10 protein-coding genes are annotated in these 13,542 nt (G+C 63.6%); 9 read left to right on the forward strand and 1 reads right to left on the reverse strand.

Features of this window, described 5'->3' with window-relative positions:
* Window positions 1-16 precede the first annotated feature (16 nt).
* The 9 genes from AC6JAM_RS20050 to AC6JAM_RS20090 all read left to right on the forward strand — a co-directional run bounded on the left by AC6JAM_RS20050 (window position 17) and on the right by AC6JAM_RS20090 (window position 10,204).
* Entirely contained in the window at window positions 17-874 is an 858-nt protein-coding gene (locus AC6JAM_RS20050) for an HpcH/HpaI aldolase/citrate lyase family protein (protein WP_497935677.1), read from the forward strand.
* A complete protein-coding gene (locus AC6JAM_RS20055; protein ID WP_497935679.1) occupies window positions 871-1,869 on the forward strand; it encodes a hotdog family protein in 999 nt (332 codons plus the stop codon). Before AC6JAM_RS20050 ends, AC6JAM_RS20055 begins: the two co-directional genes overlap by 4 nt.
* Window positions 1,866-3,062 carry a CaiB/BaiF CoA transferase family protein gene (locus tag AC6JAM_RS20060; RefSeq protein ID WP_497935680.1) on the forward strand — a complete coding sequence of 399 codons (1,197 nt, stop codon included), beginning with the start codon at window positions 1,866-1,868 and terminating at the stop codon, window positions 3,060-3,062. Before AC6JAM_RS20055 ends, AC6JAM_RS20060 begins: the two co-directional genes overlap by 4 nt.
* Window positions 3,059-3,865 carry a maleylpyruvate isomerase family mycothiol-dependent enzyme gene (locus AC6JAM_RS20065; protein WP_497935682.1) on the forward strand — a complete coding sequence of 269 codons (807 nt, stop codon included), beginning with the start codon at window positions 3,059-3,061 and terminating at the stop codon, window positions 3,863-3,865. Before AC6JAM_RS20060 ends, AC6JAM_RS20065 begins: the two co-directional genes overlap by 4 nt.
* Window positions 3,866-3,900: 35 nt before the next feature.
* Window positions 3,901-4,698, forward strand: coding sequence for an SDR family oxidoreductase (locus AC6JAM_RS20070; protein ID WP_497935684.1), 798 nt, complete (start codon window positions 3,901-3,903; stop codon window positions 4,696-4,698).
* A 69-nt stretch (window positions 4,699-4,767) separates the two neighbouring features.
* Window positions 4,768-6,210, forward strand: a complete 1,443-nt coding sequence (locus AC6JAM_RS20075; protein WP_497935685.1) for an NAD-dependent succinate-semialdehyde dehydrogenase — start codon at window positions 4,768-4,770, stop codon at window positions 6,208-6,210.
* Window positions 6,211-6,236: 26 nt separating this feature from the next.
* Window positions 6,237-7,604, forward strand: a complete 1,368-nt coding sequence (gene gabT, locus AC6JAM_RS20080) for a 4-aminobutyrate--2-oxoglutarate transaminase (RefSeq protein ID WP_497935686.1) — start codon at window positions 6,237-6,239, stop codon at window positions 7,602-7,604.
* The gene (locus tag AC6JAM_RS20085) at window positions 7,601-9,103 is read left to right on the forward strand and encodes an aldehyde dehydrogenase family protein (RefSeq protein WP_497935687.1); all 1,503 of its coding nucleotides are present in this window, start codon (window positions 7,601-7,603) and stop codon (window positions 9,101-9,103) included. The genes gabT and AC6JAM_RS20085 overlap by 4 nt, the downstream gene beginning before the upstream one ends.
* A gap of 174 nt (window positions 9,104-9,277) precedes the next feature.
* Complete coding sequence (locus tag AC6JAM_RS20090; RefSeq protein ID WP_497935688.1) at window positions 9,278-10,204, forward strand: Lrp/AsnC family transcriptional regulator; 927 nt, start codon at window positions 9,278-9,280, stop codon at window positions 10,202-10,204.
* A 485-nt stretch (window positions 10,205-10,689) separates the two neighbouring features.
* On the opposite strand, the gene AC6JAM_RS20095 is transcribed toward AC6JAM_RS20090, so the two are convergent.
* Window positions 10,690-13,521: an FAD-binding and (Fe-S)-binding domain-containing protein gene (locus AC6JAM_RS20095; RefSeq protein WP_497935689.1), complete on the reverse strand. Its 2,832-nt coding sequence runs from the start codon at window positions 13,519-13,521 to the stop codon at window positions 10,690-10,692.
* Between the last annotated feature and the right edge of the window lie 21 nt (window positions 13,522-13,542).

Here is a 13,542-nt window from a genome sequence, read left to right on the forward strand (position 1 = left end):
AAAGGAGAAGACAACGATGTCTCACGGGCGCAGCGTCCTGGCGGTACCAGGGTCATCCCAGAGGTTCCTGGACAAGGCGGCAACCTCAGCCGCCGACGTAATCATGATCGACTGGGAAGACGGGGTATCCGCGGCATTCAAACACACCAGCCGCGAGCTTACGCTGGCCTTTTTCAGTGGCCGGAGCCTCACCGCGATCACCGGTCAACGGAACGGGCCCCGCGCCTGGCTGAGGGTCAACTCCCCGGGCACGGACGAATTTGCCTGCGACGCGGCGGCGCTGGACCAATGGACAACAGCGGACTACCAGATCCCTGCCATCATCCCCATGGCCAGCACCGAAACCGTCAACACCGCCGCTGACCGGCTTCCACACATGCCCCTGATCGCCATGATCGAGACCGCCAAAGGCGTAGAACAGGCCTCCGAAATGGCAGCTGACCCGCGCGTCATCGGACTCATGTTCGGCGAGTATGACTACCTTGCGACGATGGCCACCAGCGGCTCGCTGCGCATCACCGACACAACGTGGGCTAAAGCGCGGCTGATCAACGCAGCCGCGGCCTCAGGCAAATGGGCTATCGCCGGCCCCAACGCGGACTTCAGCGACAACGACGCGCTTCAGCATCAGGCCGGCCGGGAAGCCGAGCTGGGCTTCGCCGGAAAGCTCTGCATCCACCCCTCGCAGATCGACACGGTAAATAAGGCCTTCGCACCCGCCCCGGCCTTCCTGCGCTGGGCCGAGGAACTGCTCGCCGAACTCGGCCACAGCCACCCCCTGGACGGGGCCTTCAACTTCCGGGGCCAGATGGTCGACGCCCCGGTCATCGACCGCGCACGGACGGCCGTCCGCATGGCAGGAGGCAGCCGATGAGCGTCCGGGAACCTTTCGCCGACGAACTGAGCATAGGCGTCCCCCTGCCCACGGCACCGGCTATCACCATTGATGCCGGAATTGCCGGCCAGTACCAGGCGATCACCGGCGACGCGATGCGCCTGCCCATGAGCGCGCCGCTGTCCCGGCAGGTGACCGGTATGGACCGGCTCGCCAACCCGGCACTGGTCCTGCAGGTCGCCATCGGACAGTCCACCGTAGCGACCCGCCGGGTCATCGCGAACCTCTTCTACCGCAATGTCCGGATTCTCCGCCAGGTCCCGGTGGGAACAACGCTTGAGACAACTGTTACCCCGAAAGCGGCGAAACTGGCCCGTCCGGGCGCCGGCGGGGAGCGGGCCAAAGTCCTCCTCGGCATGACAACCAGGGATGAAAACGGGAACGTCGTCGCCGACTTCGAACGCCTCGCCCTCATCCCGGTCCATGACCGGGTTTCCATGGCCGAAGCAGGCGAAACAGGCACCGCGGAGGACACCCTGGACCTTGCCCCGTACTCCGCGCTTCTGCCCCGGGGCTGGAACCTTGACGGACTGCCCCAAGGCGTCCTCCCCGAACCGGGAACGCCTGTTGTGGACCCTCTCACGGAGCCGGTCACCGAAGCCCAGACGCTCGTCCGGCTGACCCAAAACCTTGCTGCCGCCCACCGGGATTCCCGTCGCGGCCAGCAAGGCCAGCGGCTGGTGTACGGCGGACATACCGTCGGCCTGGCCCAGGCGTCGCTGACCCGCGTCGACCCCTCAATAGGGACCGTTCTGGGCTGGCATTCCTGCGACCACCTGGCCCCGGTCTACGAAAACGACCTCCTCAGCTTCACCGCCACCCTCGTGGACAGCATCGACCAACACCAGGGAAGCGTCGCCGCCTACCGGGTCGAGGCCTGCGCGATGCGACCCGGCACTGAACCCGTCACAGTACTTTCCTGGATGCCCGTCGTCTGGACCGCATCCAGGGCCAACACAGAAGGACAGTCATGACCGAAACACCAGGCCTTCTCGAAGGCATCCGCGTACTGTCGCTTGAACAGTACATCGCCGGCCCCTACTGCACCTCGATCCTTGCTGACGCAGGAGCTGAAGTCATCAAGATCGAACGCCCCGGCACGGGGGATCCCCGCCGCAGCTACGAACCGCGCAAAGGTACCGACAAGGACTACATCAGCGGCGGTTTCGCCTCCTATAACCGGGGCAAGAAGTCCATCACTCTTGACCTCGGTTCCCCCGATGACAAGGAACAGTTCTCCCAGCTCCTGGCCACAGCAGATGTGCTGGTCTCCAACGTCCGCCCCGGGGCCCTGGCCCGGCAGGGCTGGGACACGGCAGCGCTGCGTGATCAGTTCCCCCGATTGGTGATCTGTGAAATTACCGGCTTCGGAGTCTCCGGCGGACCGTACGCCACGTGGCCGGCCTTTGACTCAGTCATTCAGGCAATGAGCGGGCTGAGCAGCCTCATCGGCCCCTCCGCGGACGCCCCGCCAGGCCTGGCCCCGATGTCCACCATGGACCTCCTCGCCGGGATCTGGGGTGCCCTGGGCATCATGACCGGCCTCGCCGGGCGTGCCATCAGCGGGCAGGGCTGCCACGTCGATACTGCAATGTATGACGTCGGAGCAGCACTGCTGGAACGTCCATTGACGCTGCACGAATTCACCGGAGCGTTAGCAACCCGCGGAGCTGACGACTTCAGTCCTGTCGGAGCCTTCCGGGCCGCCGACGGAGGATGGATCTCCATCGTGATCCCCACCGACGAAATGTGGCTGCGCTGCTGCAACGCCATGGAACAGCCAGACCTTGCCGCCCATCCCGAACTGGACACGGTCCTCAAACGCGCCCGGAACATGAAGACCCACATCATCCCGGCGCTCGAGGAATGGGCAGCGGAACGCAACCTCTCCAGGGACGATGCGACGGCCAGCCTGCGGGAGGCAGGGCAACCAGCCGGGGCAGTGCAAACCATCCAGGACGTCCGCAACTGCCCCCAGCTGGCGCACCGGAACCTCTTCACTCCCCTTGAGGACCCCCGCGCCGCACACCAGGACGGCGGCCCGCTGCTCCTCCCCCGCACCCCCCTCGTCTTCAACGGCAAGGCAGCGCGCCCCGGCCCCGTACCGGACCTGGGCCAGCACAACACCGAACTCCTCCAGCCACTGCCCGAAGGAAGCCTGACATGACCGAGACCGCTGTTGCCGCCCTTGAACGGCTCAGCGACTACGTCCTGGCACTGGCCGAAAGAATCAGCCCGGAAGACTGGAACAAGCCCAGCGCCTGCCCCGGCTGGTCAGTGCACGACGTCATCATTCACCTCACCGCAACACTGCGTGAAGTCACCGAACCGGACACGCTTCCACAAGGTGTCAGCGGCGACATCGAAGCGACCAACGACCACCACGTAGAACACTTCCGGAACCAGACCCCCGCCCAAACCATGGAGAACTACCGCCGGGTGCTGCCCGCGGCCCTGTCAGAACTGCGGCAGATGCAAGCAACGGCAAGCCGTGACATCCTCATCGACTTCGACAACGCCGGCAAATACCCGGCACACCTGGTCGCCGACTCCCTGGTCTTCGACCACTACTGCCACCTGCGCCACGACCTGTCCGAACCGCGAGGACCACTGGAAAACGCAGTCATTCCCGCCATGCGGGAATTCCTGGAACCCTCCATCACATGGCTGATGGCCGGATTGCCCCAAATGTCGCCCAAAGCGCTGGCCGCCGTCCTGAACGAACCGGTCCGGATCTTCCTCAGCGGCCTCGGAGGAAGCTCCTGGGTCCTGAGCCGCACCCATGACGGACACGTCAAAGCCGAGCAAGGCGACGACAGGAAAGTCGCCGCCACCATCATCACCGACGCCGATGCTTTCATCCTCTGGGGAACCCGCCGCGTCACTCCCGCCGAAGCGGCCCCACTGCTGGCGGTCCGCGGAAACCGTGCCCTGGGCCGGAGGGTCCAGCAACACATCCACGTCTACTAGCCAGGCCCCAGGCCACCTCACGTTTGGAGAAATAAATGACACCCCGCACCGTAGTTATCACCGGCGGCTCATCAGGCATCGGCTTGGCGACCGTACAGAAATTCCTGGACAACGGCGACAACGTCATCGTCCTGGACCGGAATCCCTCAACCCAGGACGTTCAAACCATAACCGTGGACCTCGCGGACTCTGCTTCCATCACCGCCGCCGTGAACACTCTTCCGGAGGGCATCGACGTGCTGTGCAACGTTGCCGGCGTCGCCGGTACTGCCGGAGCACATACAGTACTGGCCGTGAACTTCCTGGGGATCCGGGAGCTCACTGAAAAGATCTCAGGAAAAATTGTCACCGGCGGCTCTGTGGTCAACGTAGCCTCCACCTCCGGCTGGTACTGGCGGGACCACCTCGGCGAGGTCGCTGCGCTCATCAAGGCCCCCGACGTGGAGACTGCCTTGAAGCAGCTGAATCTGGCAGAAACTGACGGTTACCTCGCCTACAACCGGGCCAAGGAGGCAGTGGTGGTCTGGACCATCCTGGCCTCCCAAAAGTACTTCGGACACCTTCGGGTCAACTCCGTCAGCCCCGGACCGGTCCAAACACCGCTGCTGGACTCCTTCTACGAATCCATGGGTGCCGAAGAGCTCGACCCCATCGTCAAGCGGTCCGGCCGGGCCGGCACCCCCGCTGAAATCGCCAATATCGCCTGGTTCCTCACCACCGCCGATTCCCACTGGATTAACGGCACAGACATCGTCGCTGACTTCGGCGCCGAAGCCTTCCTGTCCCTTGAGGACAAGATCCCCGGCATCGTCGCCGAACACCAGCCCGCCTGACCACATCTTCCAGCGAAGCCCTGGCTCCCCGTTTCGCGGGCCGGCGTCTTCACAATCAAAAGGAAAAGCATGCTCTCGTACTCTGGCCCGTCCGGGCTCTACATCAACGGCACCTTCCGCCCGGCCTCCGACGCCGCAGTCTTCCCGGTCGAAGACCCCGCAACCGGAAAAACCATCATCGACGTCGCCAACGCATCGGTCGCCGACGGCCTCGCCGCCGCCGCGGCAGCAGAGGCAGCACTCGGGCCGTGGGGAGAGAAATCCCCCCGTGAACGGGCAGAAATCCTCCGCTCAAGCTTCGAAATCCTGACCGCCCACCGCGATGAGCTCGCCGATCTCATCGTTGCCGAAAACGGGAAAACCCGCGCTGACGCACTAGCGGAAGCAGACTACGCCGCCGAATTCTTCCGCTGGTTCAGTGAAGAAGCCGTGCGCCTGCCCGGATCACTGCGCGAATCCCCCACGGGTGCCCGGCGCATCATGGAAATCTCCCAGCCAGTCGGCGTCGTCCTAGCCATCACGCCCTGGAACCTCCCCGCGGCCATGATCACCCGCAAGGTCGCACCCGCCCTCGCCGCAGGATGCACCGTCGTCGTCAAACCCTCCAACCAGACGCCGCTGACTGCGCTGCGGGTCGCTGAACTGCTGGGCCAGGCAGGCGTCCCGGCCGGGGTTGTGAACGTCATCCCCACCCGCCGGGACAAGGCAGTCATCGCCGAACTCATCGACAACAGCCCGGCGCGGATGCTTTCCTTCACTGGATCCACAGCCGTTGGCCGGCAGCTCCTGGCCCAGGCAAGCCACCGCGTCATGAACACAGGAATGGAACTGGGCGGCAACGCCCCGTTCATCGTGTTCGAGGATGCAGACGTCGACAAGGCCGTCGCCTCCGCGATGACGGCCAAGATGCGGCACAACGCGGAAGCGTGCACCGCCGCGAACCGCTTCTACGTCCACGACGCCGTCCGCGAAGAATTCACCGCAAAGTTCGCCGATGCCATGGGAGCGCTCCGCCTCGGACCCGGACAAGAACCGACCTCGGAAGTCGGCCCCATGGCCAGCAAAGCAGCCTTGGAAGGACTGGAGGAAGCCGTGGCGCAGGCACTAGACGCCGGAGCCCGCCGCATCACCGCCACCGATGTTCCCGACGGCACCGGCTACTACTTCCCGCCCACGGTACTCACCGACGTCGCACCCGACGCCGCAATCCTGGACCACGAACTCTTCGGGCCGGTCGCCCCAATCGTCGGATTCAGTGACGAAGAGCACGTCGTCGCGATGGCCAACGCCACCGAAATGGGCCTCGGGGCATACATCTTCAGTGCAGACCTTGCCCGCGCCCTGCGCGTCGCCGAACGCGTCCACGCAGGCATGATCGGTGTAAACACCGGAATCTTCTCCGACCCCGCAGCGCCGTTCGGCGGCGTACGCCAAAGCGGTATCGGCCGCGAAGGCGGCCACCACGGCATCCACGAATTCCTCGAAACCAAATACCTCGCGGTCCAGTGGTAACCACGGCCCAAGACAGGACAACAGAAGTGACTACACACCTCGGAGGCCCCGGCATCGAACAGGCCCGCCTCCTCCGGACAGAAATTCCGGGCCCCAAATCCAGGGAACTCCACGCCCGCCGAAGCGAAGCCGTCACCACCGCGATCCCGTCCGTCCTCCCGGTCTATGTCACAGCAGCGGGCGGCGGAATCCTCGTCGACGCCGACGGCAACCAGCTCATCGACCTGATCTCCGGCGTCGGTGTCTCCACCGTGGGCAACTCCAACCCCAAAGTGGTCGACGCAGTAGCCCGGCAAATCAACGCATTTACCCACACCGCCTTCTTCGTCACCCCCTACGAGGGCTACGTGGAAGTCTGCGAAAAGCTCAACAGCATCACTCCAGGAACCCACCCGAAACGCAGTGCCCTTTTCAACTCCGGTTCCGAAGCTGTCGAAAACGCTGTGAAGGTCGCCCGAAAAGCCACAGGACGCCAGGCGATCGTCGTGCTGGAGCACGCCTATCACGGCCGCACCAACCTCACGCTGGCCATGACCGCTAAAGCTGCGCCGTTTAAACTCGGGTTCGGGCCCCTGGCCAGCGAAATCCACCGTGTCCCGGCATCGTATCCCTACCGGGATGGCCTCAGCGGTGAAGAAGCAGCAGCCCAGGTGATCAGCGCCATCGAATCCCGTATCGGCGCCTCAGAGGTCGCTGGCATCGTTGTCGAACCTCTCCAAGGCGAGGGCGGGTTCATCGTTCCCGCCCCTGGATACCTCACTGCCCTGCAATCCTTCGCCCGCGCCAACGGCATCCTCCTCATCGCAGATGAAGTACAGAGCGGGTCCGGCCGCACAGGCCACTGGTTCGCCTCCGAACACGAACAGATCGTTCCGGACCTGGTCGCGATCGGAAAAGGTGTCGGCGGAGGCCTTCCGCTGTCCGCCGTGACCGGCCGCGCCGAACTCATGGACGCCGTGCAGCCAGGAGGGCTGGGCGGCACCTACGGCGGCAACCCGGCAGCCTGCGCCGCAGCTTTGGCCGCAATCAGGGAAATCGAAGAAGGCAACCTGTTGGAAGCGGCCAGGAAAATCGGGGAAACGGCAATAAGCCGCTTCCAGGCCGCCCAGAAGCAACAAGGGTCCCCAATCGGGGACATCCGTGGCCGTGGCGCCATGATCGCGATTGAACTGGTTGAACCGGGGACGAAGACACCCGCGGTCGAACTGGCGCGGACTGCCGCTCGCCTCTGCCATGAACAAGGCGTGCTCGTCCTGGTCACGGGCACCTTCGGCAACGTGATCCGGCTGCTCCCGCCGCTGGTCATTGAACAGGACCTCCTGCAGGAAGGCGTGGACGTGCTGATCGAAGCCCTCTCCGCCGCAAAAAAGGAACTGGAAGGAACACGAGCATGAACACTGGTCTCACTGCCCAACCCCAGACAGCAGCCCCCACCGCCGCCCAGGCCATCTTCGACTACCCCGTCGAAAACTTCATCGACGGGGCAGTACGGCCACCGAGCACCGGCCAGTACCTGAACATCATCGATCCGGGCACCGGTGAACCCATGGGGCTACTGGCAGAATCCGGCCGGGAAGACGCTGCAGCGGCCGTGCAGGCAGCCCAGGCAGCCTTCGCGGACGGACGCTGGTCCGAGCTGGACCCCGAAGACAGGGAACGCATCCTGTTCCGGCTCGCGGACCTCATCGATCGTGACGCGGAAATACTCACCGAGATCGAAGCGCGGGACACCGGTAAACCCCTGGCAGAAGCCCGGCTCGACATCGCAGAAGCAGCCGCAGTGGTGCGCTACTTCGCCGGCTGGTGCACCAAAGCCGCCGGCACCGTCGTCCCAGCCCCTCGGGAGTACTTTGCCACCACAACCCGGGAACCGCTGGGCGTCTGCGTAGCAATCACGCCCTGGAACTACCCGTTGCCCATCCTGACCTACAAAGTCGCGCCGGCGCTTGCCTTCGGCAACACCGTAGTAGCCAAGCCCTCCGAACTTGCCTCAGTCTCCAGCGTTTACCTCGCCGGCCTCGCACACGACGCAGGCCTACCCGCAGGAGTCTTCAATGTCGTCACCGGCGGACGCGCGGCAGGCGAAGCGCTCACCGCATCGGCCGACATCAATAAGATCGCCTTCACCGGATCCACGGCCACAGGGAAGGCCGTTCTGCGTGCAGCCGCAGAAACTCTTACCCCGGCAACTGTGGAGTTGGGCGGCAAAAGCGCCCAACTCGTCTTCGACGACGCCGACCTGGATGCAGCAGTAGAAGGGGTCATGGCCGGCATATGGACCAACGCAGGACAGGTCTGCATAGCAGGAAGCAGGGTCCTCGTACAGGAAAATATCAAGGACGACTTCATCGCAGCCCTGCAGGAGCGAACCGCGAAGCTGACTGTGGGACACTCGCTCACCGGCGGAACCGACATCGGCCCGGTCATCTCCGACGCGCAGCTCCACAAAGTCAACGCCTTCATTCACTCCGCCAAGAAAGCAGGCGCAACCGTAATCACCAGCGACCTGGAACTCCCCCGCCGCGGGTATTTCATCGCACCAACGATCATCGCCGACATCCCCGACGGGCATCCGGTCACCAGCGAAGAAGTATTCGGCCCCGTCCTCGCCGTGGACACCTTCACTAATGAACAAGACGCCATCACAAAAGCCAACGCCACCCAATACGGTCTCGCCGCCGGAATCTGGAGCCGGGACGTATCCCGCATCCACCGCCTCACCCGAAAGATCGAAGCGGGAACAGTCTGGGTCAACACCTATGGCGTCTTCCACCCCACGCTCCCCTTTGGCGGCATGAAAGCATCAGGTTTTGGTCGCGAACTCGGCCCCCAAGCCGTGGAGCACTACACCCAGTCAAAAACCTCCGTCATCCGGATTGGCACGTCAGCCTAAGGACAGCGGTGTGATCTGCGGGTGCAGGAGACTTAGGAATCTTCTGCACCCGCACTTCATTACTTGATATATTTTCACTGGAGCCTAATTTTATTGGACTATTCCAGGGAGACGACAGTGACAACAGCGCCAGCGCGAATACGGCCCGAACGCCCTACTATCACGCTCGACCCCGTGGATTCTGCCCTCATCGATCTCCTGCGGGAGGACGGCCGAGCGACGTTCTCCGACATGGGGAACGAAGTGAACCTCTCCGGGGAGGCGATACGGCACCGCATCGACCGCCTAGAAAGGGCCGGCGTCATCAAGGTCGTCGGAAGTGTCTCCCCCGAGGTGCTGGGCTTTGAAACCTTCGCCCTCGTCGCAATCAACGTCTCCACATCGGCTAGGGCTGTCGCAGAAAAACTCGCAGAATTCCCAGCCGCCGACTTCGTCGTCTCAACAGCCGGGGAGTTCGACATCCTGGTCGAAGTCGTCTGCAGGGACGACGACGAGCTGCTCGAAGTACTGGACTCCATCCGCGCCGTTCCCGGCGTCCAGCAATGCCGTACATTCCTGTACCTGTCGTTCGACAAATATGTCTACGACGAATCCTCCCCGACAGGGCTGGGCGGAGCCCGCCGCCTCAGCCCCGGAACTATGCAGACACCTGCCACACTGGACGAAGCCGACCTGGCTATCATCCGCGCTCTCAGAGAAGACGGACGAGCTTCCTACACCGATCTGGCCTCCATCGCAGGAATGACCTACCCCAGCGCCCGGCGCCGGGTACTGCGACTTCGGGAATCAGGCGTTCTGCACATCAACACCATCGTGAACCCCCTCGTATCACACCGCCAGGTCCAGGCCGGCATCGGCGTAAAGGTGGCCGGGAACATCCGCGCAGTAGCCGAAAAGCTACATGAACTCCCGGAAGTCGGTATGGTCCTCACAACCAGCGGCCCCCACGATTTGATGCTCGAAGTGACATGCCGCGATAAAGCCGACCTTGCCGACTTTGTAGGATCACGACTCCGCTCCATCGAAAACGTGGCCGCGACACACACCTACACCTACCTGCACATTCACAAGCTCGCCTACACCTGGTCCGGCCTCACATAAGGGTCCAAAAAAGTAGAGCCGCCCTACTTGCGTGGCCTGATCCCAGCGACCCTTCGATTCCCTATATTGGCCGTTCGGCTTGTCAGGCGTACCTCACCCGAACCTGACCAGACGATCGTTTCGATCCAGGCGCCGTGCAATTCGTCTAGGACATCGAGGAAACTCTCCCCCGGGACGACGTGCACCCCCTTGATCCCGTGAGCCACGAGCGTGTCCCCGATGACATGCCCAGCACTTTTTTGAGGATCGCCTTGTACGGTTCCACTTGCCCTGCTGGAAATGGTGCTCGTTTCAGTGATTTGTCCGTCTGCTCCCTCGAATGTGGAAAGCATCGCAGTGCTGCCGCAGGGTCGTTGGATCCCGATGTATGTATCGTTGTTTCTTTCCTCTTCTTCAGGTCGGGTCGCCCGTGCCAGGAATGGTCTGTCGATACCGCCTCAGGGCAGGAGCTGTCCTTCTACGGAGTCTTTCCCTGGTGCGGCGGTTTATTCGTGGTGGGCGGCCTTCTGGTCCAGGGCAAGTTTCAAAACTTCGGCAAGGTGACTGGCTTCCGCTCCGGTGCCCTGTATCACTTGGGTCCGGCAGGAGAATCCGTCGGCCAGAACGATTGTGTCCCCGTCTTTGCCCCGCACCTTGGGAAAGAGCTCGCGTTCACCTAGTGCCTGCGAGACGTCCCAGTGTCCAGGCTCGAAACCAAAGTTTCCTGCGAGTCCGCAGCAGCCGGAACCAATGATGTCTGTGTCCACGCCGAGCTTTTGCAGCACCGCTTTGTCAGGGTCGTAGGACCCTTTGGCTTCCTGATGGCAATGCACTTGAGAGATGGCCTTGATGTTGATTTCGCCGAACGGCCATGGCCCCTCATGGGTCGCCACGATGTCCGCCAGCGTCACTACCTGACTGGCCAGCTTCGCGGCCCGGGGATCGTCCGGGAGCAGTTCGGTGATCTCGTCCGCGAGCATGACGGTGCAGGAGGGCTCGAGCCCGATGACCGGCATGTTTGCGTCCAAGGCAGGCCCCAGCGCATTCAGTGTCTGGGTAATGACCCGCTTGGCCATGTCCAGTTGCCCGGTCGAGTGCCACGTCAAACCGCAGCACACCTGTCCGTCAGGGAGAACCACGCGGTATCCCAGTGCCTCCAGTACCTCGACGGCGGCCTGGCCGACGCCGGGTGAGTTGAAGTTGTTGAAGGTGTCGGGCCAGAGCATCACGGTGGGTTGGTCCGGATCCACCGAGGGCGTCACCGAGGCTTCCCGCTTTTTGAACCACTTTCGCAGGGTTTGGGGTGCGAAGTGGATCATGCGGCGATTGGGTTCGATGCCGGCGAGACGCTTTACCAGTTCTTCCACCGGGCGGAACCCGAGGATCCAGTTGGCGAACCGGGCGGCCCCAGGGGCAGCCTCCAACAGACGCGATGTCAGGGGCAGCCATCCCATCGCATAGTGGGCCATGGGGCGGATACGGCCCTTGTAGTGGTGATGCAGGAATTCGGCCTTGTAGGTGGACATGTCCACGTTGACGGGACATTCCGTGGAGCAGGCCTTGCAGGACAGGCACAAATCCAGTGCCTCCAAGGTTTCCTTGGATCGCCAGCCGTCAGTTACCGATTCCCCGCGCAGCATCTCTCCCAGCGCGCGCGCCCGACCACGGGTGGAATGCACCTCGTCCCGGGTCACCTGGTAGGAGGGGCACATGGAACCGACGTCGGATCGGCAGAGGCCCACTCCGACGCAGCGGTTTGTGGCGCCTGCGAATGATCCGCCGTCATGGCTGAAGGCGTGCACGGGAGTGAGCTCGAAGGTGCGGTTTCCCGGGCCGGGGCGGATGCCCTGATCCAGCGGTTCCGGGTCGACGAGAACGCCGGGGTTGAAGAAGTTCTCTTTGTCAAAAATGTTCTTGAACTGTGCGAAAGCTGCCAGTGCTTCGGCTGAGTACATCAACGGCAGCAATTCTGAACGTGCGCGCCCATCACCGTGTTCGCCGGAGACGGACCCCCCATATCGGGCTACGAGGGTGGCCGCTTCCTCAATGAACTTCCGGTAGCCCAGGACGCCTTCATCTGACCCGAGACTGAAGTCAATGCGAATGTGCACGCAGCCTTCGCCGAAGTGGCCGAACGGTATTCCGCGCAGCCCGTGGGAGTCCAGGATTTTGTACAGGTCGCGAAGGTAGTCCGCCAAATGCTCCGGCGGCACAGCGGAATCCTCCCATCCCGGCCAGGCCTCACCGCCGTCGGGAAGACGAGTCACGATTCCGGCGCTGGCTTCGCGAATCCGCCACAAAGCACGTGCCTGCTTGTGCTCCGTCACGACGACGGAGTCGACGATTCGCCCGTCCCGGGCCAGTTCGCCGACCAGGGCCCCGGCGGCGTCACCGGCGTCCCCGGGGGTGTCCCCGCCGACCTCCACGTAAAGCCAGCCCCCGCCGTCGGGCAGTTCAGCTCCTGCCGTGGCCTGGCCGGCCCGTGACCGCAGGGCGGCCAGGAGGTCAGCTCCCATTCCCTCGACTGTGTACACGCCGGGCTGCCGCAGAAGTGGCGCTGCGGCCGCGGCGGCGAAGACATCGGAGAATCCCAGCACGGCCAACGCGGTGGCCCGTGGGCGCTCGACGAGCCGGACCGTCAACTCCGTGATGACCCCGCAGGTCCCTTCGGTCCCGGCCATGGCGCGGGCGACGTTGAATCCGTTCTCGGGAAGCAAATGGTGAAGCCCGTACCCGGATACCTGGCGGGCGAATTGGCCCAGTTCAGTCCGCAGGATGCCCAAGTGTTTGTCGCGGAGCCGTTTGAGCTGGTTCTCGATAACCGGGTCGCTGCAGTAGTCAGCGCCGATTTCGATCTCGCGCCCGTCTGCAAGCATGAGTTTGAGGGAGACGATGTTGTCCGCCGCTGTTCCCCAGGCAACGGAGTGGGAACCGCAGGCGTTATTGGCGAAGATCCCGCCGACCGTGCAGCGCGAGTGCGTTGAGGGGTCGGGCCCGTAGGTAAGGCCGAACGCTTCGGCCGCGTCGCGCAGCGTATCGCACACGACGCCAGGCCGGATCCGGGCTGTGCGGGCTTCGGGGTCGATGGACAGGATCTGATTGAAATACCGGCTCGTGTCGATGATGAGGCCATCACCGATGGCGTTTCCTGCCACCGAGGTGCCGCCCCCGCGGCATGTGACGGGCCAGCCTCGTTCTGTTGCGATGCGCAAAGCATCGCGGATCTCCTCCACAGAGGAGGGTTCAACCACGGCGGCGGGCACGCGCCGGTAGATCGAGGCGTCCGAAACGTAGGCCACGCGTGTGGTGAGATCTTCACGTAGGGCGACGAGAGTCATATCTTCTCCTAGGGTGCGGCG

It is taken from the genome of Arthrobacter sp. GmRoot5-12, from assembly GCF_059739365.1.